General features: G+C 62.2%; 22 protein-coding genes, 1 tRNA gene and 2 pseudogenes. 15 read left to right on the top strand and 10 right to left on the bottom strand.

Annotated features, from left to right (window positions below; genetic code table 11):
- The first annotated feature begins 44 nt into the window (after positions 1–44).
- A complete protein-coding gene (locus IC232_RS18230) occupies positions 45–1,238 on the top strand; it encodes an MFS transporter (RefSeq protein ID WP_210335416.1) in 1,194 nt (397 codons plus the stop codon).
- Positions 1,239–1,255: 17 nt separating this feature from the next.
- Positions 1,256–1,666 carry a DUF4345 domain-containing protein gene (locus IC232_RS18225; RefSeq protein WP_190846474.1) on the top strand — a complete coding sequence of 137 codons (411 nt, stop codon included), beginning with the start codon at positions 1,256–1,258 and terminating at the stop codon, positions 1,664–1,666.
- Between the two features lie 104 nt (positions 1,667–1,770).
- Here the strand turns inward: IC232_RS18225 and IC232_RS18220 are convergent, their stop codons facing one another.
- The 5 genes from IC232_RS18220 to gatB form a co-directional block, all read right to left on the bottom strand.
- Positions 1,771–1,956 (bottom strand): hypothetical protein, encoded by a 186-nt coding sequence (locus IC232_RS18220; RefSeq protein WP_190846406.1) that lies wholly within the window; start codon positions 1,954–1,956, stop codon positions 1,771–1,773.
- Positions 1,957–2,112: 156 nt separating this feature from the next.
- A complete protein-coding gene (locus IC232_RS18215) occupies positions 2,113–2,748 on the bottom strand; it encodes a LysE family translocator (RefSeq protein ID WP_210335415.1) in 636 nt (211 codons plus the stop codon).
- Between the two features lie 33 nt (positions 2,749–2,781).
- Positions 2,782–3,309 carry a GNAT family N-acetyltransferase gene (locus IC232_RS18210; RefSeq protein ID WP_190846405.1) on the bottom strand — a complete coding sequence of 176 codons (528 nt, stop codon included), beginning with the start codon at positions 3,307–3,309 and terminating at the stop codon, positions 2,782–2,784.
- Positions 3,306–3,941, bottom strand: coding sequence for an SGNH/GDSL hydrolase family protein (locus IC232_RS18205; RefSeq protein WP_190846404.1), 636 nt, complete (start codon positions 3,939–3,941; stop codon positions 3,306–3,308). Before IC232_RS18205 ends, IC232_RS18210 begins: the two co-directional genes overlap by 4 nt.
- Positions 3,942–4,005: 64 nt before the next feature.
- On the bottom strand, positions 4,006–5,481 hold the full coding sequence (gene gatB / locus IC232_RS18200; protein ID WP_190846403.1) for an Asp-tRNA(Asn)/Glu-tRNA(Gln) amidotransferase subunit GatB: 1,476 nt from the start codon (positions 5,479–5,481) through the stop codon (positions 4,006–4,008).
- Between the two features lie 222 nt (positions 5,482–5,703).
- Here gatB and IC232_RS18195 point away from each other — a divergent pair, with 222 nt between their 5' ends.
- Positions 5,704–6,015, top strand: a complete 312-nt coding sequence (locus tag IC232_RS18195) for an LPXTG cell wall anchor domain-containing protein (RefSeq protein ID WP_190846402.1) — start codon at positions 5,704–5,706, stop codon at positions 6,013–6,015.
- Positions 6,016–6,176: 161 nt separating this feature from the next.
- Positions 6,177–6,704, top strand: coding sequence for a hypothetical protein (locus tag IC232_RS18190; protein ID WP_190846401.1), 528 nt, complete (start codon positions 6,177–6,179; stop codon positions 6,702–6,704).
- Here IC232_RS18190 and IC232_RS18185 read toward each other — a convergent pair.
- The 4 genes from IC232_RS18185 to IC232_RS18170 form a co-directional block, all read right to left on the bottom strand.
- Entirely contained in the window at positions 6,701–7,000 is a 300-nt protein-coding gene (locus tag IC232_RS18185; protein ID WP_312895192.1) for a hypothetical protein, read from the bottom strand. The two genes, IC232_RS18190 and IC232_RS18185, sit on opposite strands and share 4 nt — an antisense overlap.
- 5 nt (positions 7,001–7,005) lie before the next feature.
- Complete coding sequence (locus IC232_RS18180) at positions 7,006–8,601, bottom strand: amidase (protein ID WP_190846399.1); 1,596 nt, start codon at positions 8,599–8,601, stop codon at positions 7,006–7,008.
- Between the two features lie 105 nt (positions 8,602–8,706).
- Positions 8,707–8,994, bottom strand: a complete 288-nt coding sequence (gatC, locus tag IC232_RS18175) for an Asp-tRNA(Asn)/Glu-tRNA(Gln) amidotransferase subunit GatC (protein ID WP_190846398.1) — start codon at positions 8,992–8,994, stop codon at positions 8,707–8,709.
- 237 nt (positions 8,995–9,231) lie between these two features.
- Positions 9,232–9,933, bottom strand: coding sequence for a metal-dependent hydrolase (locus IC232_RS18170; protein WP_190846397.1), 702 nt, complete (start codon positions 9,931–9,933; stop codon positions 9,232–9,234).
- A 130-nt stretch (positions 9,934–10,063) separates the two neighbouring features.
- Here IC232_RS18170 and IC232_RS18165 point away from each other — a divergent pair, with 130 nt between their 5' ends.
- The 5 genes from IC232_RS18165 (at position 10,064) to ruvX (ending at position 14,973) form a co-directional block, all read left to right on the top strand.
- The gene (locus IC232_RS18165; protein WP_190846396.1) at positions 10,064–11,329 is read left to right on the top strand and encodes an ABC transporter substrate-binding protein; all 1,266 of its coding nucleotides are present in this window, start codon (positions 10,064–10,066) and stop codon (positions 11,327–11,329) included.
- 2 nt (positions 11,330–11,331) lie between these two features.
- Complete coding sequence (locus tag IC232_RS18160; protein WP_190846395.1) at positions 11,332–12,303, top strand: carbohydrate ABC transporter permease; 972 nt, start codon at positions 11,332–11,334, stop codon at positions 12,301–12,303.
- Positions 12,300–13,124 (top strand): carbohydrate ABC transporter permease, encoded by an 825-nt coding sequence (locus IC232_RS18155; RefSeq protein ID WP_190846394.1) that lies wholly within the window; start codon positions 12,300–12,302, stop codon positions 13,122–13,124. Before IC232_RS18160 ends, IC232_RS18155 begins: the two co-directional genes overlap by 4 nt.
- 15 nt (positions 13,125–13,139) lie before the next feature.
- Entirely contained in the window at positions 13,140–14,276 is a 1,137-nt protein-coding gene (locus tag IC232_RS18150; protein ID WP_190846393.1) for an ABC transporter ATP-binding protein, read from the top strand.
- A 139-nt stretch (positions 14,277–14,415) separates the two neighbouring features.
- On the top strand, positions 14,416–14,973 hold the full coding sequence (gene ruvX / locus IC232_RS18145; RefSeq protein ID WP_190846392.1) for a Holliday junction resolvase RuvX: 558 nt from the start codon (positions 14,416–14,418) through the stop codon (positions 14,971–14,973).
- A 109-nt stretch (positions 14,974–15,082) separates the two neighbouring features.
- On the opposite strand, the gene IC232_RS18140 is transcribed toward ruvX, so the two are convergent.
- On the bottom strand, positions 15,083–15,604 hold the full coding sequence (locus IC232_RS18140; protein WP_190846391.1) for a calcium-binding protein: 522 nt from the start codon (positions 15,602–15,604) through the stop codon (positions 15,083–15,085).
- 448 nt (positions 15,605–16,052) lie between these two features.
- On the opposite strand from IC232_RS18140, the gene IC232_RS18135 reads away from it, so the two are divergent.
- The 6 genes and pseudogenes from IC232_RS18135 to IC232_RS18115 all read left to right on the top strand — a co-directional run.
- Positions 16,053–16,126 (top strand) — tRNA-Gln (locus IC232_RS18135).
- A gap of 128 nt (positions 16,127–16,254) precedes the next feature.
- Positions 16,255–16,326, top strand: a pseudogene (locus tag IC232_RS33100) (DUF4031 domain-containing protein); the annotation flags it as partial.
- Positions 16,327–16,373: 47 nt separating this feature from the next.
- The gene (locus IC232_RS33095) at positions 16,374–16,634 is read left to right on the top strand and encodes a hypothetical protein (protein WP_312895197.1); all 261 of its coding nucleotides are present in this window, start codon (positions 16,374–16,376) and stop codon (positions 16,632–16,634) included.
- A 366-nt stretch (positions 16,635–17,000) separates the two neighbouring features.
- Positions 17,001–18,023: a hypothetical protein gene (locus IC232_RS18125; protein ID WP_190846390.1), complete on the top strand. Its 1,023-nt coding sequence runs from the start codon at positions 17,001–17,003 to the stop codon at positions 18,021–18,023.
- 555 nt (positions 18,024–18,578) lie between these two features.
- Positions 18,579–18,998, top strand: coding sequence for a hypothetical protein (locus IC232_RS18120; protein ID WP_190846389.1), 420 nt, complete (start codon positions 18,579–18,581; stop codon positions 18,996–18,998).
- Between the two features lie 835 nt (positions 18,999–19,833).
- Positions 19,834–20,129: pseudogene (locus IC232_RS18115) on the top strand (transposase); the annotation flags it as partial.

Genomic DNA, 20,129 nt, shown 5'->3' with positions numbered 1-20,129 from the left:
TATTGCATGAGACGGCCGCACCGGGTCGATCGCGGGGAATTCCAGTGCGTGCCAAGGATATCAGCTTCTTCGTCTCTCTCTTCTTCGCCCGCCTGGCGGACCAGATGCTGTTGTTCCTGGTGCCCCTCGTGGTGTTCCAGACGACGCAGAGCCCTGCACTGTCGGGGCTTGCCTTCTTCATCGAGACCCTGCCGCGCTACCTGCTGTTCTCCGTCTGCGGGATCCTCTGCGACCGCCGGTCGCCGGTGTCCCTGCTGGTCATCAGCCAGCGCTTCCGCCTGCTCACCTGCGCCGTGGGCATTGCCGGTCACGAGCTTCTTGGCGGCATCGGCTGGCTGATCGCGCTCTCGGCGGTCTGCGGGATCCTCTCGACGCAAGGGTTTCTCGCCCGCGAGGTGATGCTGCCGCAGATCTTCAGGCAGCAGCGGTTCGAGAAGGTCCTGTCCTACTCGCAGCTCGGCGATCAGCTCGGGATGGTGATCGGGCCGCTATTGGCAGCCGCCCTGCTCGCCCTGTGGCCCTGGCAGATCGTGGTCGGCATCACGGCATTCCTGTTCCTGCTGGCGGATCTCGGGCTCACCCTGTGGCATCGCCCGAGCCGGATCGAACTCGCCCCGCCGGAAGCGGCCCATGACAGCTGGGTCGATCCTTTCCGCATCGCCCTCAAGCACATCTGGCATCTGCCAGGACTGCGAAGAGCCGCCGCGCTGTCGGCCGGACTGAATTTCGTCTTCGGCGTAACCCTGGCCACATCGGCCGCGATGGTGACCGGCATCCATGGCCAGTCCGAGCAGAGCTATGCGCTTCTGCAGACCGCCAGTGCCATAGCTGCCATCGCGATCCTGGCTTTCCTGGCCCATGTCATCATGCCGTTGAGGGCCATGGGGGCCATTGGCTACACGGCGATCTTCATCGGCGGCGTGTTGACGGCCATCAGCCCCAATTACGGGGTCTATGCCGCCGGCTATATTCTCGTCCTCGGCTTCGACAGGATGTTCACCATCTATCTCAGAAGCCTGCGCCAGAAGATCATTCCGCAGAAGGATTTCGGCAAGACGACCGGTGCGATGATCACCGTCAACAACTTGTCGCAGCCGCTGGCCGGGCTGCTGGTGGGCGTGTTCTCGGGCCCTCAAGGTCCGGCGCTTGTGATCGGCGGCATTTCGCTGGTGATGGGATTGATCGGCGTCATCGTGGCCATCGGTGCGGCCCCTGCTCTCAAGCAGGCAAACAGATAGGAGACCACATGCCCAGCATGGAACGTGAGCGAAGGCTCCTGCAGCAAAGTGTGGCGATCGTCGCCACCATTCCGGTGGCAACCGGGCTCTACGGCGTGCTGTTTGGGCAGGCGCTCACGGGCGACGCGGTGAGCATCTCGGCAGAAAGCCACTTCCGCTATCTGTCCGGCCTGCTCTTAGGCATCGGCTTGTGCTTCTGGAGCACCCTGCCCTCCATCGAAGTCCACACCGGCCGCGTGCGATTGCTGACATTGCTCGTCGTCATCGGCGGCTTGAGCCGCCTGATCGGCCTTGCCCTCACCGGCCTGCCCTCGCTCTTCATGCTGGGCGGCCTGATCGTCGAACTCGTCGTCGCGCCGGTGCTGTGCCTGTGGCAGACACGGGTCGCCAACCGCTATGCGGAGGAATTTGGCGTCGCCGAGGGTTGAACCACGCCTGCGGCGGAGAGCCTGTGATCTTTGAGGCTCTTCGTTGCGCGATGAAGAGCAGGAGGATGCACGTGACGCATCCTCCCTTCGGTTGTCGCTCATTGTCAGTCGCGCCCGCTGATGTCTTCTCCGATATCCTTGAGCAAGTGCGTGCTGAGCCTTGCGCGCAGCGAAGCGGGCAGCTCGGAGGGTGGAAGAGACTTCAGGGGCTTGTGGCCGCGCTCCCGCACGGCGGGAATGAGATCAATGCGGACGGTGAGCCACACAAGGGAAATCGTAATCTGCTTCATAGAAACCTGCAGCGAATTGAGAGGGAAGGATTGCGGCGATTGTGCATGGAGCAAAGTTCATGACCATGTGACGCCTCCTTCGGCTGCAGGTAAAAAAGCGGCTGAGTCGCTCAGCCGCAGGAAGACACTACTCGATCGGCGCTGGTTTTACCAGCCTCAAGCCTTCAGCTCGCGCACGCCATCGAGGAAGACCTTCGCGCCAATGGCGCCGAAGACCGCACCGAAGCTCCCTTCGATGACGCGGAAGAACCGGGCATAGGCCCGCATGGCGATGCCCGTTGAGAAGATCAGCGCGTAGGTGCCGTAGATGATCATGGCCGATGCGGAAGCCCCGACGCCGATGGCCAGGAACTGAAGTGTGGAGAGGCTTAGCGACGCGAGATACATCGAGATCGCCACCCACATCAGGGCCGCTTTCGGATTGGTCATGACGACGAACAATCCGCGACGGTAGGCTTCTCCCGCCGGCATGTCGGCGCGCTCCGCATCGGGCTTTCTGGCGGACGGCGCAAAAGCCGTTCGCAGGGCGCGTAGCCCGAGATAAATCAGGTAACCGCCGCCCAGAAGGCGCATGGCGGTGATCGCCTGCGGAAAGGCTTTCAGCAGCGCGCCGATCCCGAAGGCGAACAGAATGGACCAGATGAACACGCCCGTTGCAATTCCTGCCGCTGCAACGGCACCGGGCATGCGCCGGCCGCCCAGCGCGATGGAGGAGACGGCCATGAGATTCGGGCCGGGCGAGATCTGAGCGAGCACGATCCCGGCAAAGACGCCTGCGACTTCGAACATCATGAACGCTGCTCCCCTCCCGTGATCCGCACCCGGTCAGACCGAAGTCTGGATGCTTCCAAGGTTTTTCTCAAACCTGTATTCCACCGATTGCGAAATATCCGCGAGCTGCCGCTGACCTTCGCCCTGCACATAGCCCAACCTTGCGTAGAGCCGATGCGCGGTGACGAAACGCGTGTCGGACCACAGGACCATGCGTGATGCGCCTCTGCTGCGCGCGTGCGCCTCGGCCTGATGCACGAGGCGCGAGCCTAATCCCATCCCGCGCTGGTCCGGACGCACATAGAGCCGGTGCAGTTCTGCCGTTCCACTTTCCGGAAAATCGACGGCCACGCAGGCGCAGACGCGTCCGCGCTCATCCTCGACAGCCCAGAAGGCACCGCCTGTCCGCTCATAGGACGTGCTCGGCATGCGCAGATCCGGCAGGTCGTCATGTGGATCGACGAAGCAGCCAGGGTAATCCGCATAGCAGACCGCAATCAGCCCGAAGAGATCCTGCCGGTCGGCGTCACGGACGGGACGGATGATCGGCAGGTCTACGGCTTTCAGCGCCAGGTTCATCATTGCCCCTTCTTCACAGCCACCGAGGTGACCGTCTTTTCAAGCACATCGTGCAGCCGGCGATAGGCGCCCGCCGACAGATGAATGCCATCCGTGGTGAGCCCTTCGCGCGCTGCGCCTTCGCCGTTGCCGAAAGCCTTGTGCAGATCGACGATGGCGGCCGCGCGGCCATCCGCAATCTGCACGATTCGGCGGCTCAAGGAAGCCATCGCGTCTGCCGAATAGAAGCTCGTGAGACGCTTGCCCCGCTCGATGGGCGGCGGCGTCATGACGATCACCGGCACGGCGGCGGCCTCAAAGTGGCGAACGATGGTTTCGAAATGCCCCATCACCTCATTAAGGGCACTCTCGGTGCAATCCTTCTTGGCATCGTTCGTGCCGACGAGCAGCACTGCGATGCCGGGTTTTGCGGATTGCAGGAGAAGCGGCACCCGCGGCTCCAAGGCCTCGGTCCAGATGCCGGAATAGCCGGCGTTCAGCACGGGCAGCGCACCAATGCGGTTCCAGTAGAAACCTTCGACCAGGGAGTCCCCGACGAAGAGCAATCCGCCCGGCCCGACGGCGGCGCGGTGCGAGCTGATCACGATGTCGCGGATCAGCCAGTGCGGGGCGAAAGGATTGGGCTGCGAGGTCACGGCATCGGTGCCTGCATGATCCCCGGCGGGCGCAGGTGCGCTCCGCCGGGATGACTGAGCGGCCTTACTCGATCCCGAGCTTGCGCTTGAGGATCTCGTTGAGGGCCTGCGGGTTGGCCTTGCCGCCCGTGGCCTTCATGGTCTGGCCCACGAACCAGCCGAGCAGGGTCGGCTTGGCCTTCGCCTGCTCCACCTTGTCGGGATTGGCCGCGATGATCTCGTCCACGGCCTTCTCGATGGCGCCGGTGTCCGTCACCTGCTTCATGCCGCGCGTTTCCACGAGTTCGCCCGGGTCGCCGCCTTCCGTGAACACGATCTCGAACAGGTCCTTGGCGATCTTGCCGGAGATCACGTTCTCGCCGATGAGCTCGATGATGGCGCCGAGCTGGGCTGCCGAGACCGGGGTCTCCGAGATGTCCTTGCCTTCCTTGTTCAGGCGGCCGAACAGCTCGTTGATGATCCAGTTCGCCGCGGCCTTGCCGTCGCGGCCCTTCGCCACCTCCTCGAAGAAGTCGGCGGAGCTGCGCTCGGCCACCAGCACGCTCGCGTCATACGGTGAGAGGCCGTAATCGGCCATGAACCGCGCCTTCTTCTCGTCGGGCAGCTCCGGCAGGCCTTTCGCGAGATCGTCCACATAGGCCTGATCGAACTCGAGCGGCAGCAGGTCCGGATCGGGGAAGTAGCGGTAGTCGTGCGCCTCTTCCTTGGAGCGCATGGAGCGGGTCTCGCCCTTGCCCGGATCGTACAGCCGGGTCTCCTGATCGATGGTGCCGCCGTCCTCCAGGATCGCGATCTGGCGACGCGCCTCGTATTCGATCGCCTGACCGATGAAGCGGATGGAGTTGACGTTCTTGATCTCGCAGCGCGTGCCGAGCTCGTCGCCGGGACGGCGCACGGAGACGTTGACGTCGGCACGCAGATTGCCCTTGTCCATGTCGCCGTCGCAGGTGCCGAGGTAGCGCAGGATCGTGCGCAGCTTGGTCACATAGGCGCGGGCCTCGTCGGACGAGCGCAGGTCCGGCTTCGACACGATCTCCATCAGGGCCACGCCGGAGCGGTTGAGGTCGACGAAGCTCATGGTCGGGTGCAGGTCGTGGATCGACTTGCCGGCATCCTGCTCCAGATGCAGGCGCTCGATGCGCACCGTGATGGTCTCGCCCGTCTCCGGCACGTCCACGATCACCTCGCCCTCGCCCACGATGGGGCTCTTGTACTGGCTGATCTGGTAGCCCTGCGGCAGGTCCGGGTAGAAATAGTTCTTGCGGTCGAAAGTGCTGCGCAGGTTGATCTCGGCCTTGAGGCCAAGGCCCGTCCGGATGGCCTGGCGCACGCATTCCTCGTTGATCACCGGCAGCATGCCGGGCATGGCCGCGTCCACGAGGGAGACGTTGCTGTTGGGGTCGTTGCCGAAGGCCGTCGAGGCGCCGGAGAACAGCTTGGCTTGGCTCGTCACCTGGGCATGGATCTCCATGCCGATGACGATTTCCCAATCGCCTGTCGCGCCTTTGATGAGCTTCTTAGGGTTGACCGGAGCGTTCATGAGCCTTGCGCCTTATAATCTCTTATATTTCCTGCTCGAAGTACGAGCGGCGCTCGAACCGGTCAACCCCTTTCAAGATGAACGGGCGTTCAGGGTGATGACCCGATCGTTAAGATCAGAAACAATTTATGCACAGTTTTCCATAATAATTGCCACGCTCCGATGAAACCCCATCCCACATACGGCGTTGTTCGGGAGGTAAAACGGTCAAGGAGTTTCAAAATGGCTATGGATCCCATGGATCGCGAACCGAACGTCTACAATCGTGAGACCAACGTCTACGATAACACCGGTCGCGGTTCGAACACGCTTGCTTATGTAATCGGCGGTCTTGTTATCGCTCTGGGTCTGCTCGCCTTCCTCTTCTATGATGGCGGCAGCAACGAGCCGAGCACGACCGGCAGCACCGGCACTCAGACGGAAAGCTCTGCACCGCGCACGGGTGCCGGCGCCACCGGCGGTTCCTCGACCGCTCCGGCGACCCCGACCACCCCGGCTCCGGCAGCCCCGGCGGCTCCCGCTCCGCAGCAGTAATCTAGCGTCTCGCGTTTCACTGCGCGGGATGGGCCTGACCTCACGGTCGGGCCCATTCCTTTTTGGGCCCGGCGCCACCGGCCCTGACGAGGAACCAATCGCAAGCTTGAGCGGTTGCGTCTGGGAGTTTTCCCACCCGGCAGCACATCAGGAGCCTTGAGATGGCCAACAAATCGAGCTTCACCCCTGAGGAATGGTCCCGCTTGGTCGCAAGCCCCGTCGTGGCCAGCATGGCGATCACGGCGTCGGATCCCGGCGGGCTCTGGAGCCTGCTGCAGGAGTCGATGTCCAGCGGCTGGGCGCTCGTGGAGGCCAAGCAGAACGCCCAGGCGGCTCCCCTCGTGAAGGCGGTCGTCGAAGACATCACGAATTCGGAAACCCGGGATGCCGTGCGCACCTCGTTCCAGGCGCAGTTCAAGGGAAGCCAGTTCGCCGACGTGAAGCGCAAGGCCGTCGACGAGCTACGTGCCGTATCCAGCCTTCTCGATGCCAAAGCGCCGGACGAAGCCGCGGCCTTCAAGTCGTGGCTGCTGAGCGTAGCCCAAAAATCGGCCGAAGCCGGCAAGGAAGGCGGGTTCCTCGGCTTCGGCGGGGTGGCCGTCAGCGATGCCGAGAAGGTCACTCTGGCCGAGATCGGCACGGCGCTCGGTAATCCAGCCGGTTCAGGTGCCGGATTGGCTGAAACCTAGCTCTTCGCCAGCCGGCGGGCGGCATAGGCGCCGCTCGCCCAGAGCATGGCGGCCACGAAGCGGACGGGAAAAAGGGTCAGCCCGTCGGACCTCACGGGCGCGATCCAGGGAATCCCCAAGCTGCTGATGCCCCAGGAAACGAGCACCGACACGGCCAGGGCGATCATGCCGATGATCAGCACCTTGCCGAACTGGTCGGCTTTCCAGCCGAGCCAGACCGCAATCAGGATCAGCACCGGATCGAAGGCGGCCGGCAGCCAGTCCCATAAGGTGACGACGGGAACGGTCGGTCCCACGTCGCTTACGCCCACCAGGCCTGGGGCAGCTTGATGCGGCCGGCGGAGTCCTCGATCACCTGACCGGCGGCGAAGAGGGTCTCCTCGTCGAAGGCGCGGCCGATGAGTTGGAGGCCGAGCGGCAGCCCCTGGGCGTCGAGCCCGGCCGGCACGGCGATGCCCGGCAGGCCCGCCATGTTCACCGTCACGGTGAAGATGTCGTTGAGATACATCTCGACCGGATCGCCCGAGCCCTTCTCGCCGATGCCGAAGGCCGACGACGGGGTAGCCGGCGTCAGGATGGCGTGGACGCCCTGGGCATAGACCTCCTCGAAGTCGCGCTTGATGAGCGTGCGCAGCTTCTGGGCCCGGACGTAATAGGCGTCGTAATAGCCGGCCGAGAGCACGTAGGTGCCGATCATGATGCGGCGCTTGACCTCGCGGCCGAAACCGGCGGCACGGGACTTCTCGTAGAGATCAACGATGTCCCGGCCATTCTCGCGCAGTCCGTAGCGCACGCCGTCATAGCGGGCGAGGTTCGAGGACGCCTCGGCCGGGGCCACGATGTAATAGGCGGGCAGCGCGTACTTGGTGTGCGGCAGCGATACCTCGACGATCTCGGCGCCGGCCGCGCGCAGCCATTCGGCGCCCTGGTGCCAGAGCCCCTCGATCTCGGGCGACATGCCGTCGATCCGGTATTCCTTGGGAATGCCGATCTTCAGGCCCTTCACACCACGGGAGATAGCCGCCTCGAAATCCGGCACGGGCAGGTCCACGCAGGTGGTGTCCTTCGGGTCGGGGCTCGCCATGGAGCGCAGCATGATGGCCGAGTCGCGCACAGTGCGGGTGATGGGGCCGGCCTGGTCCAGCGACGAGGCGAAGGCCACGGTGCCCCAGCGGGAGACGCGCCCATAGGTCGGCTTGATGCCCACCGTGCCGGTGAAGGCCGCCGGCTGGCGGATCGAGCCGCCGGTGTCGGTGGCGGTGGCGCCGAGGCACAGATGGGCCGCAACGGCAGCCGCCGAGCCGCCCGAGGAGCCGCCGGGGACGAGCAAGTTCGTGAATGCGCCGCCTTCAGCTGCTGCTGACAGCGAGCCAAACATCTTCAGGTTCACAGCTGCAGAATGAAGTGTGCGAGCTGCCTCATGGGGGTCCGTGTTTCCGCGCAGCCACGGCGATACCACAGGGCCGTAGGCGCTGGTCTCGTTGGAGGAGCCCATGGCAAACTCGTCCATGTTGAGCTTGCCCAACATCACGGCACCGTCATTCCAGAGGTTCCGGGTGACGGTGGACTCGTAGGGCGGCGTGAAGTTGCCGAGGATCTTCGAGCCGGCCGTGGAGACGACGCCCTCGGTGCAGAACAGGTCCTTGATGCCGAGCGGGATGCCCTCAAGCGGGCGGCCCTCGCCCTTGGCGATCTTCTCGTCGGACGCCTTGGCCATGGCGAAAGTCTTCTCGCGAATGGCTTGCGCCTGCTCCGGCGAGGGGGTCAGATAGGCGTTGAGGTCCTTTGCCTTCTCAATAGCGTCGACATGAGCCTGCGCGAGCTCGGTGGCAGAGAAGGTCTTGGCCTGCAGGCCGTCGCGGGCCTCGGCGATCGTGAGATGGGTCAGTTCGGTCACGGGAGCATCCTGGTCATCCCGGACGGGGCGGAGCCGCGATCTGGGATCGTCTGGAAGAAATAACTGGTTTGCGCGATCCCGGCTCTTTCGGCCGGGATGACGGTGCTATTCAACGACCTTCGGCACCAGGAAGAAGTTGTCTTCCGTGGCGGGGGCGTTCTGGACAATCTTTTGCGGATAGCCGCCATCGGTCACGCCGTCCTGGCGCTTCTTCATCACCATGGGCGTCACGGAGGTCATGGGCTCGATGCCCTCCACGTTCACCTCGTTGAGCTGCTCCACGAAGGACAGGATGGCGTTGATCTCGCCCTGGAGATGAGGCACCTCCTCATCCGTCACGGCAATGCGCGCCAGATGGGCGATGCGGCGGACCGTTTTCTCATCGACCGACATAGATGGTCATACCCCTTGGAAATCTGCTGGCCGGGCTATAGCACCCGGTCGCGCCGGGGAGCAACGGCGGATGTGGGCTCCGCTGTCATTCCGGGGCGGCCAAGGGCCGAGCCCGGAATCCATAAACGCTGAGGACACAGAAGGAGGCGCGACTCCGACGCTCCCTTCTGAGATGTGGTGGTTATGGATTCCGGGCTCCGCTGCGCGGCCCCGGAATGACAGTGGTGAGTTGGGCGATCAGACCGTCACGCCCACCGTCTTATGCGGCACCACCACCTGAACGCCCTTGCCGTCCATAGCCGCCACGAAGCGGTCGGCGTTTGGCAGGATCATCGGGAAGGAGCCGTAGTGGCAGGGGATCACCGCCTTCGCGGTCTTGAAATAACGCTCGACGGCCAGCGCCGCGACCTCGGGGCCCATGGTGAACCGGTCGCCGATGGGCACGATCACCACGTCGGGTTTGTGGATCTCGGCGATCAGGGCCATGTCGCCGAAAATGTCCGTGTCGCCCATATGATAGATTGTCGGCTCGTCCAGTGCCTTGACGATGACCCCGTTGGCGCTGCCGAGGGGGAAGTTCACGTCCATCTCGACGAGGCCGGATGAGTGATCCGCCCGCACCAGGGTGACGGTAAAGCCGCCCTGCCCGGTCGTGCCGCCGGTGTTCATGGGGTCGAAGTGCTCCAAGCCCTGTTTGGCCAGATACATGCACAGCTCGAAATTCGTCACGACCTTGGCGCCCGTCTCCTTGGCGATGTCGAGGGTATCGCCCACGTGATCCCCATGGCCGTGGGTGAGGAGGATGTGGGACACGCCCTCCGTGATCTTCGCCCTGTCGCCTTCGAAAGCGGGATTGCCGGTGAAGAAGGGATCGATGAGCACGGCCTTGCCGGCGAAGTCGAGCCGGAAGGCGGAATGGCCATACCACGTGATCTTCATGGAAATTCCCTCGTTTTCGGAAAGATGAAATGGAGCGGCTTCAGCCGCTGACCATGTTCCAGAGGAACAAAACCGAAGGTCCGGGTTTTAGAAGCTAAGCAATAAACATCAAGCCTGCAGGAGGATAGCCATGTCACGCCTCATCGCCAGCCTCGGTTTTGCCGCCGGAATCCTCGCCTCGACGAGTGTCTGGGCGGTGGAAATCTCCATCTCGTGCAGCGCGCTCGGCAAGGAATACGAAATCTGCAAGCAGGGCGTCGATGCCTGGGCGAAGAAGACCGGCAACACGGTCAAGATCGTCTCGACGCCGAACTCCGCCACGGAGCGCCTCGCCCTTTACCAGCAGCTTCTGGCGGCCGGCGCCTCCGACATCGACGTGTTTCAGATCGACGTGGTCTGGACCGGCATCCTGTCCGATCACCTCATGGACCTCTCCGCCAAGGGCCAGGCGGATATCGACGATCACCTGCCCGCCATGGTCGAGACGAGCAGGGTCAACGGCAAGCTCATGGCCATGCCGTGGTTCGCCGATGCGGGCCTGCTCTATTACCGGCAGGACCTGCTCGACAAGTACAAGCGCCCCGTGCCGCAAACCTCGACCGACCTGACCGAGACTGCCCGCCTGATCCAGGACGGGGAGCGCAAGGAGGGGCGCGGCGACTTCTGGGGCTATGTGTGGCAGGGCCGCGCCTATGAGGGCCTGACCACCAACGCACTCGAATGGGTCGCCTCCTTCGGCGGCGGGGCCATCATCGACGACAAGGGCGACATCACCATCGAGAATCCGAAAGCCGCGGAAGCCCTGAAGGCCGCCGCCGGCTGGGTCGGCACCATCACGCCGGAGGGCGTACTCAACTACACGGAAGAGGAATCGCGCGGCGTCTTCCAGTCCGGCAACGCCGCCTTCATGCGCAACTGGCCCTATGCCTGGGCGCTGGCGCAAGGCGCCGACAGCACCATCAAGGGCAAGGTCGGCATCGCGCCGCTCCCGAAGGGCGGCGCCGGCGGGCGCAACGCCGGCACCCTCGGCGGCCAGCTTCTCGCCGTGTCCAAATATTCCAGGAACGCCGATGCCGCGACGGATCTCGTGCTGTATCTCACCGGACAGGACGAGCAGAAGCGCCGTGCGGTCGAGGGCTCCTTCAACCCGACCATCGTGTCTCTCTACAGCGATGCGGACATCGCCAGGGCCAACCCGTTCATCGGCGATCTCGTGGACGTGTTCACCAATGCGGTGGCGCGCCCCGCGACAGCGACGGGCCAGAACTACAACAAGGTCTCGACCGAGTTCTTCAACGCGGTGCATCAGGTGCTGTCGAAGCGGGCCGAACCAGCCCAGGCGCTCAACCGCCTCGACCGTGACCTGAAGCGGATCAAGCGGGACGGCTGGAAGTAAGCATGACGAGCGCCGTTGCCCAAGCAGACGTCTCCGTGCCTGCTACGGCACGGGGGCGCCGCTCGTCGCTGACGCGCTCGCGCATCCGATCCGCTTGGGCTTTCATAGCACCGAGCCTGATCATCCTCGCGCTCATCGCCGGCTGGCCTCTGGCGCGGACGATCTGGTTCAGCTTCACCGATGCGGACCTGAATAACCTCAGCGACTACGAGTTCATTGGGTTCGAGAATTATCTCGCCAATTACGACGGCGAGTGGCTCGGGCTTCTGACCGATCCCGACTGGTGGCAATCCGTGTGGAACACGGTGTGGTTCACCCTGGTCTCCGTATCCATCGAGACCATGCTCGGGATCGTCGTGGCGCTGATCCTCAATGCCGCCTTCCCGGGCCGCGGGCTCATGCGGGCCATCATCCTCATCCCCTGGGCGATCCCAACCATCGTGTCCGCCAAGATGTGGAACTGGATGCTGCACGACCAGTTCGGCGTGATCAACGACATGCTCCTGCGCGCTGGCCTGATAGCCGCGCCCATGACCTGGACGGCCAATGCGGATACGGCCCTCTGGGCCGCCGTCGCGGTAGACGTCTGGAAGCACACCTCCTTCATGGCCCTGCTCATCCTGGCGGCCCTGCAGATGCTGCCACAGGATATCTATGAAGCCGCCAAGGTGGACGGCGTGTCCCCCACCCGCGTGTTCTTCCGCATCACCCTGCCGCTGATCAAGCCGGCACTGCTGGTGGCGGTGATCTTCCGCAGCCTCGATGCGCTTCGCGTGTTCGACCTCATCTATGTGCTGACCTCGAACTCGCGCGACACGGCCTCCATGTCGATCTATGCGCGCCAGCAGCTCGTGGATTTCCAGGAGGTCGGCTTGGGCTCGGCCGCATCCACGCTGATCTTCCTCATCATCGCGCTGATCGTCGTCATCACCCTGGCGGCGGGACGCGTGCGCCTCGGGGAGGATCCGCGATGAAAATCCTCAGCCGCATCGGCTTCTGGCTTCTCGTCGTTGCCATCGGGGTCTTTGCGCTCTTCCCGCTCTATTATGCGATCGTCTCGTCCTTCCGATCCGGCGCACAGCTCTTCACGGTGGCTTACTGGCCGGAGCGCTTCGACCTGTCGAACTACATCGCCGTCTTCGACCGCCAGCCGTTCGGCCAGAATATCCTCAACTCGATCCTCGTTGCAGGAACCGTGGTCGCCATCTCGCTGGGCTTAGGCATGACGGCGGCCTACGCCTTCGGGCGCATCGCCTTTCGCGGCCGCGCGCTCCTGCTCATGACGATCCTTGCAGTCTCCATGTTCCCGCAGGTGGCCGTGCTGTCGGGCATGTTCGAGCTGATCCGCAGCCTCGGGCTCTACAACACCCTGCCGGGCCTGATCCTCGCCAATCTCATGCTCACCCTGCCCTTCACGATCTGGGTGCTCACCACCTTCATGCGCGAGCTGCCAAAGGAAATCGAGGAGGCGGCCTATGTCGACGGCGCGACGCCCTGGATCGTGGTCAGGCGCGTGTTCCTGCCGCTCATGGCACCGGCCGCGGTGACGACGGGGCTTCTCGCCTTCATCGTCGCCTGGAACGAGTTCCTGTTCGCCCTCACCTTCACGCTCACCAACGAGCGCCGCACCGTGCCGCCTGCCATCGCGCTGATGACGGGCTCGACGGCCTACGAGCTGCCCTGGGGCACGATCATGGCGGCGTCCGTGATCGTGACCGTGCCGATCATCGCGCTCGTGCTCGCGTTCCAGCGCAAGATCGTGGCGGGCCTGACGGCCGGGGCGGTGAAAGGCTAATCCGGGAAATCATGCATGGCTGATGTCGTCCTCAAGAACGTCCAGAAATTTTTCGGTAAGGCGAAGGTCATCCACGGCGTCGATCTCGACATCCGCGACGGCGAGTTCGTGGTCTTCGTCGGTCCCTCCGGCTGCGGGAAATCGACGTTGCTTCGCCTCATCGCAGGGCTCGAAGACGTTACGACGGGCGACCTCTTCATCGGCAGCGAGCGGGTGAACGACCTCGCGCCGGCCAAGCGCGGCATCGCCATGGTGTTCCAGTCCTACGCGCTCTACCCGCATATGAACGTCTACGACAACATGGCCTTCGGCCTGGAGCTGGCGAAATCCTCGAAGGCCGAGATCGACGCCAAGGTGCGCGAGGCCGCGCGCCTGCTGCAGATCGAGGCACTCCTCGACCGAAAGCCGCGCCAGCTCTCCGGCGGCCAGCGCCAGCGCGTTGCCATCGGCCGCGCCATCGTGCGCGACCCGAAGGTGTTCCTCTTCGACGAGCCGCTCTCCAACCTCGACGCGGCCCTGCGCGTGCAGACCCGCATCGAGATCGCCAAGCTCCACAACGACACACGCGCCACGATGATCTACGTGACGCACGACCAGGTGGAGGCGATGACGCTCGCCGACCGGATCGTGGTGCTCAATGCGGGCCGCATCGAGCAGGTGGGCACCCCGCTCGAGCTCTACCATCGTCCCGCGAATCTGTTCGTCGCGGGCTTCATCGGCTCGCCGCAGATGAACTTCATCGAGTGTCAGGTTGCCGGCGTCGGCCCCGGCGAAGTGCTGGTGAGCCTGCCCGGCGGCGGCACCCTTGCGGTCCCGGTCCAGCCGGATGGTGTGCAGAAAGGGGAAGCCGTCACTCTCGGCATCAGGCCGGATCATCTCAGGATCAGTCCTGAGGGAGTGCTGAGCGGCCGGGTCGAGCTGGTGGAGGAGTTGGGCGAGAACCACCTTCTCTATGTGGACGCAGGCCAGGGCCGCCGCCTCACGGTCCGCGAGCCCGGCGATGCGCGGCACGAGGCGGGCTCACCCGTGTCCCTCGATCTTGTCCGCGAGTTCTGCCAGCTGTTTCGGCGCACCGGCGAAGCCCTGCCGCAACCAACAGGCGCCACGAGCCCGGCTCCCGCCTCCCCGGACCTGACGAGCAGCGCCGCCTAGACGCGGATTGCCATGCCCGGCTCCTTCGAGGCACCGGGGATGACCTCGCGGGACATCAGATAGACCAAAGATTCCCGCCTCGACGCCGGGCGACTTCCTCTATACTGCGGGTTTTGCGGCAGGCGCACGAGGAGGCCTCATGATTTCAAAGGACGATGAACTGGTCGCCTTCATTGACGGCCTGTCTCCGCGCGCCCGCCTCATGGGGCTCGATCTCGGCACCAAGACCATTGGCCTTGCCCTCTCCGACGTGGAGCGCCGGATCGCGACGCCGCTCGAAACCATCAAACGGGTGAAGTTCACCCCCGATGTGGGGCGCATCAAGGAACTCGCGGCCCGCTACGAGGTCGGGGGGCTCGTCTTTGGCTTGCCCCTCAACATGGATGGCACGGAGGGCCCCCGCTCCCAGGCGACCCGAGCCTTCATCCGGAACATGAAGCCCCTGCTGCCCATGCCCGTTATGTTTTGGGACGAGCGCATGTCCACCATGGTGGTGACCCGCACGCTTCTCGACGCGGACGCCTCCCGGGCGAAGCGCGCCGACGCAGTGGACAAGATGGCCGCGGCTTACATCCTGCAGGGGGCGCTCGACCGCTACGAGCGGATCGCCGCCGATGCAGCGGATGCGGAGGACGAGGCCGCCGCGCGAGCCGGCCTCGACATGGAAACGCCGCCCGGAGGCGGCGCCATGGATTGACCAGGGACGGACGCGATACCCGTCTGGACCCCTGGCTTTTTGCCAAGCTGCGCTCAACGCGTTCGGCGCCGGATCAATCAGAAAATGAAGAAATCCTTGTGGGTCATCTTCAGGTTTTTTTGAGAGTCGCGATCTGTTGCGCGGCCTTCGCCCCAGTTCCATCGGGATCGTAGGAGAGCGCCCCCGAGTTCTTGTCATAGATGATGCGGTCGCTCCGATCGTGCGCTTTCGACCCGGCCCAGAAGGCGGCTGACGAGATCAGGCCATTCGACGAGGCCGCAACCTTGAAGATGCCCTTCCAGAGCATGATCGTGTCGTACTTCACGCTGAAATCCGTGACGGTGTCGATGGCTGATTTCGACAGCCGAGATTCGAAGGCGAAGAAGTCATAGCCCGAGCCGCCGGTCATGGTGTCTCGACCGAGACCACCGCTCAGCAGGTCATTGCCGCCATCGCCGTAGATATTATCGTTCCCCGACCCGCCATCGATGATGTCGCCGCCGCCCAGTCCCCTCAGGGTATCGTTGCCCCCGAGCCCACCCAGGATATTCGGTTTGCTACTGCCAGAGATCGAATCGGCCCGGGACGTTCCGACGGCGTTGCCATCCCGATCGAGTGTAATTCCAGCCATGAAATATTTCCTCTCCCCATTCAATCAAAGCTGATTCAATTGCTTCCGCAATAATATCCGCGCGCCGATAAAGCAACTCTACATGAAACAAGGAGTACAATCATCCTATTATGCGAATATTTACATCAGGATGTATCACACTCCTGTTCGGGTGAAGCGCTTTTAGGCATTATCTCAGCGTCAAGCTGTGCGATTTAGCACGCCGCTCCCTGCGGGACACAACGGAACGTACGTCAAAAGGCAGACTGCCACAGCAATGCTGCGCGCTTCGAATATCGCGGAGCCCCGGCATGAGCCGGACGGGTCAAAGTGCCGGACATACGGCGATTTCGAGGCTTGACGCCGCGGGAAAAGCCCCCTATTTCAGCGCCACCACAGACGCTGATGGGCGCCACTGTCGCTGCCTCAGGGCACAGTACAGAAACAGCTTATAAATCAGATGGTTCGGTGGGGGATAGTTTAATGGTAGAACAGCGGACTCTGACTCCGCTAGTCAAGGTTCGAGTCCTTGTCCCCCAGCCACTTTCATTTTCAAGGGCTTAGCTCTCTTTTCTCACAATCTGGATCTTCCGTTTAGACAGCTGTTTTACGGCTGTTTAGACATTTGGGTTAGCGCTTCGACCCCTCTCGACATCGGGAGGGCGGCATAGATGGCCGTCTATGTTGATGATGTTGAGCACGGCTTCGGCAACATGAAGATGTGCCACCTCTGGGCTGACACCCTGGAGGAATTGCTGGCCATGGTGGATCGGATCGGCGTGCAGCGGAAGTGGATCCAGGCCACCCTACCCTGTCCTTCGGGAAGCATAAGCAAGCCTCCTGGGTTCACTTCGATATCGCTAAGAGCAAGAAGGCTCTCGCAATCCAATACGGTGCGATCCTGACCGACCGCTATGGCCCGCTGGAGCACACGGCGCGTCTGCTCATGGCTGACGAGCGGCCCGATGTTCGAGCACTTGGCCAACGAAAGTTCGACCGGATCATGGAAGTGCGTGGCCGCGCCCTCTCTCTGGAGGGAGAGCGGGGATGAGCGTCTGGCGACTAGGCCATCAAGCCTAGGTGACATCTCCCATCTCAGGCTTGATCTTTTGAACCTTGGAGCGCTGGGTTCAAGGGCAGCAATGGGGCAAATTACCTCGATCTGCGGGCCTTTGATAAAAATCGGGAGCGATAGGCTCTCTTCACCTTTCCCCCTGCACGTCCTTTGATCGGAGAGGCGTGAACTCAATTAAGTTGCAGCTCCCGAATTGCTGACTACGCCAACAATAACTTAACAGTAACTTCAAGTACAACACTGATCAATTTAAGTTCAGTTCTGTGGACATATTCGAATGCCTAGAGTCTTCCCCGCCAGTTGGGATAACCCCCATCAAACCCCAAAGCGGGAGGAAAATTAATGGCACACGGAACACCCTTCATCACGGAAGCCCAAGTCGACGTCATGTCGGCTGATCAGCTGTATTTTGCTGACCTAGTAGATCTTAACGCAACCGGTGTTGACGGCTCAGTCGTCGCTGCCTTGAACGGAAACGAACTCACTGTGTTTGTTGGTGCTACTGGTTTGACGCCGGGTCAGATCCATCCGCAACACATCCATGGCTTTCTCTCAGATGACATCAAGGCCCGTACGCCCACGATCGCATTTGACCGACCTGAGTTTGGCGGAGATGGCGATGGATATGTTGAGCTTGCAGAGGGGCTGAATACATACGGCCCGGTGATCAAATCACTGACCCCGTTCCCAACAGCTCCAGATGGGACGATCAGGTACGCTGTAAGCTATAACCTCTCAGATCAAGAACTCGCGGACCTCGGCCCTCTTTCTCTTCGCGAATACGTGGTGCATGGGGCCAACGTACTTTCGGGCGTAGGGCAAGGTACGCCTGGCGAAGTGGACGGAACTGGCGGTTACATCGGTATCCTACCGGTTGGCTCAGGAGAACTTAAGGAGGTTGGTGTCACCTTCGCACTTTCAGTTCTTGCCGAAGGAGGAGCTGGTCGGGCGCTTCCATCCGAGGGTGACGCTCTCCGGCCTGTGAGCAATGAGGTGTTTCAAGGCTTCGATAGAGCATTTTACCTTGCGGTGAACCCCGATGTAGCCACAGCGGGCGTTGATCCTCTATCCCACTTCAACACATTCGGGTTCAAAGAGGGCCGAGACCCAAACTCCTATTTCAACACAAGCGCTTATCTTGAGGTCTACACCGATGTAGCTGCGGCTGGAGTTAACCCGCTGGACCACTATTTCCAATTCGGAGCCCGAGAAGGTCGAGACCCGTCCGTAGCGTTCGACACCACCGACTATCTTGCTGCGTATACAGATGTCGCTGCAGCAGGAGTGAACCCACTCCAGCATTTCTTGCAGTTCGGCATCTATGAGGGGCGGCAGACCTTTGGCGATGGCAGCCTGCTCATCTGAGATAGGCGTATAGGTTAGGCGGTCGGCTGCAAAATCGTTCATCTCCGCAGCCGGCTGCTACGCTATACCTGATATAACACCTGTCGGATCTTCCGTTTGTGGGAGTGCTCGCAACCAAATTCAGCCTCCCGTTCATGTTCGCGCGCCACACGAACGACATGACCTACTCCTGCGACACCACCGCCGAATGAGCCGCTCCAAAGCCACACTTTTGATTTTCCTTGGCATTGGATTGTTTGCCTCATGCTTCGGGATCTGGCTTGGCATTGTCTTAGGATCGTTTTGGGGGTTCGTCCTTGGATTGATCCTAGGCTTGTTTGTCCTTGTCGCTTTAGCCTCGGTGTACTCCCTGCTCGCCTGGATCTTTGGATGGCCGAAATTGCGGGGCACCCACCCTAGTGACATCTTCGAGTTTTTCTTGACCCTCCTGCCCTGACCTTAGCCGTCTGCCGGTCTGGTAAAGAGGCTTCTGCGTAATAGGCTGCACGGCCTAAGTGACATTCGGCAACTTAGGCCGGATCTTCTGTAATGTCTCCGTTCACAGAGTGGCCGTGCATGAAGCAAACCTCACCCCGTTATACATTCAGTGAAGCGATCCTAGCGGCTCTCATTGGGGCGATCATTTACAGTACCGTATCTGTGTTGCTCATTCACGGCACTCCTGATTTCATGGGGAGACTCATCGCGTGGCTCAAGATAGTGCTGCCCATCGCCGTGATAGGACTGCCTCTGGTCGGGGTGCCGCTAGCGCGTGGGCTCAAGCGGATCCGGCAGGATGGAGTCATTCAAGGAATGGCTCTGGGCGCTTTCATAGGTGCCCTTGTGTGCATAGTCGTCGTATCGACGCCTTCGTACATGCTCGCCTCACATGAAGGCAGCACTGTAACACTTTTGGGGATGCACCTTCATGTCTTCAAGACGGGCTCGGATCTGTATCTAGGTATGGAGTTCCTGGTGGTACCTTGGCTGCTCTAATCTTTATGGGCATTTCCCAACTTCGAGCTCACCGGAAACCTACTCTGCCGTTTTCAGGCCGCATTCCATAAAGGGCATTATCGAGATTAGGCTGTTCGGCTGAAGTGACATTTTGGAGCTTTGGACCGATCCTTCAGCGGTCTCTGCGCTTACAGGCTAGCCGCACCACAGAGAGCCGTGTCCGCCCCGGAGCCCGAAGTGCCTTATCTCGAACTGTTCCTCCGTCGGTGGGTCACCACATTTATCCTGCTGCCCACCGCTGCACTCTTTGGAGACTGGGCAGCCTTCACAGGAATGGTTTGTCTGTCCGCAGTCTCCGACCTGATCGCCAGCCGTTACGTGGCTATGGTCCCTATCCAGGTCTTCTCGAACGATGGAGGCTCTCAAGACGGGTATGCTCCGCTCGTGCCAGATCGCGCCGCGCACCAGACCTGGTACTGGCTCTTGGCAGGGGCCTTGCTCATCGTCTGGATCGGATGCCTGCCCATCCTCAGCAGCCCTGCCAAAACTATGGCGGGGCACATAGCGTTCTGGTGCGTCTATGTCTCGGTTCCACCGTTCACCGCCTATACGACTCGGGTCGTCGCTCGCTTCTTGGCGACATGGCAGCCTAAGGATCCTTCCACTCTGAAAGATTTGTACGCCACAGATGTCCATACGGCTCCAGGAGCCCTGCTCAGAGACCGTATCGGCATGCAGCAATCAGGGCTGCCACTGGTCGTGGCCTCGCTGATGCTCGCGGCACTCTTTGGAGGTGACCTTCTCCCTGGAAACTGGACCGGCCAAAGTGGGAATTTTCCCGTAATGTCTCCCGGCTGGGAGAAGGGGAAAGGCCATGAAGGTGTCCAGGTTCTCAGAGCAGCAGATCGCCGTCCTGCTCAAGCAGGTCGATGACGGCGTGAGCGTCGAGGAGGTCTGCCGCAAGGTCGGGATCTCGCAGCAGACCTACTACCGCTGGCGCAAGAAGTATGGCGGGCTGATGCCCTCGGAGGTGCGCCGCCTCAGGCAGCTCGAGGAGGAGAACCGGCGCCTGAAGCAGATGGTGGCCGACCTCTCGCTCGACAAAGCCATGCTGCAGGACGTGCTGTCAAAAAAGCTCTGAAGCCTGCGCGGGCGCGGCGGCTGGTGGAT

Source organism: Microvirga sp. (assembly GCF_014699075.1).
GTDB lineage: Bacteria > Pseudomonadota > Alphaproteobacteria > Rhizobiales > Beijerinckiaceae > Microvirga.
The sequence above is the reverse complement of the archived record's forward strand: the minus strand, read 5'-3'. Positions and strand labels throughout refer to the sequence as shown.

Coding starts and splice junctions, on each gene's coding strand:
- IC232_RS18210 (WP_190846405.1), bottom strand. CDS start 3,309: ATGATGAACCTGGCGCTGAAAGCCGTAGACCTGCCGATCATCCGTCCC.
- IC232_RS18155 (WP_190846394.1), top strand. CDS start 12,300: ATGAAAATCCTCAGCCGCATCGGCTTCTGGCTTCTCGTCGTTGCCATC.
- IC232_RS18140 (WP_190846391.1), bottom strand. CDS start 15,604: ATGGCTGGAATTACACTCGATCGGGATGGCAACGCCGTCGGAACGTCC.
- IC232_RS18165 (WP_190846396.1), top strand. CDS start 10,064: ATGTCACGCCTCATCGCCAGCCTCGGTTTTGCCGCCGGAATCCTCGCC.
- gatB (WP_190846403.1), bottom strand. CDS start 5,481: ATGAACGCTCCGGTCAACCCTAAGAAGCTCATCAAAGGCGCGACAGGC.
- IC232_RS18225 (WP_190846474.1), top strand. CDS start 1,256: ATGGAACGTGAGCGAAGGCTCCTGCAGCAAAGTGTGGCGATCGTCGCC.
- IC232_RS18220 (WP_190846406.1), bottom strand. CDS start 1,956: ATGAAGCAGATTACGATTTCCCTTGTGTGGCTCACCGTCCGCATTGAT.
- IC232_RS18170 (WP_190846397.1), bottom strand. CDS start 9,933: ATGAAGATCACGTGGTATGGCCATTCCGCCTTCCGGCTCGACTTCGCC.
- ruvX (WP_190846392.1), top strand. CDS start 14,416: ATGATTTCAAAGGACGATGAACTGGTCGCCTTCATTGACGGCCTGTCT.
- IC232_RS18120 (WP_190846389.1), top strand. CDS start 18,579: ATGAAGCAAACCTCACCCCGTTATACATTCAGTGAAGCGATCCTAGCG.
- IC232_RS18150 (WP_190846393.1), top strand. CDS start 13,140: ATGGCTGATGTCGTCCTCAAGAACGTCCAGAAATTTTTCGGTAAGGCG.
- IC232_RS18190 (WP_190846401.1), top strand. CDS start 6,177: ATGGCCAACAAATCGAGCTTCACCCCTGAGGAATGGTCCCGCTTGGTC.
- gatC (WP_190846398.1), bottom strand. CDS start 8,994: ATGTCGGTCGATGAGAAAACGGTCCGCCGCATCGCCCATCTGGCGCGC.
- IC232_RS18160 (WP_190846395.1), top strand. CDS start 11,332: ATGACGAGCGCCGTTGCCCAAGCAGACGTCTCCGTGCCTGCTACGGCA.
- IC232_RS18195 (WP_190846402.1), top strand. CDS start 5,704: ATGGCTATGGATCCCATGGATCGCGAACCGAACGTCTACAATCGTGAG.
- IC232_RS18215 (WP_210335415.1), bottom strand. CDS start 2,748: ATGATGTTCGAAGTCGCAGGCGTCTTTGCCGGGATCGTGCTCGCTCAG.
- IC232_RS18125 (WP_190846390.1), top strand. CDS start 17,001: ATGGCACACGGAACACCCTTCATCACGGAAGCCCAAGTCGACGTCATG.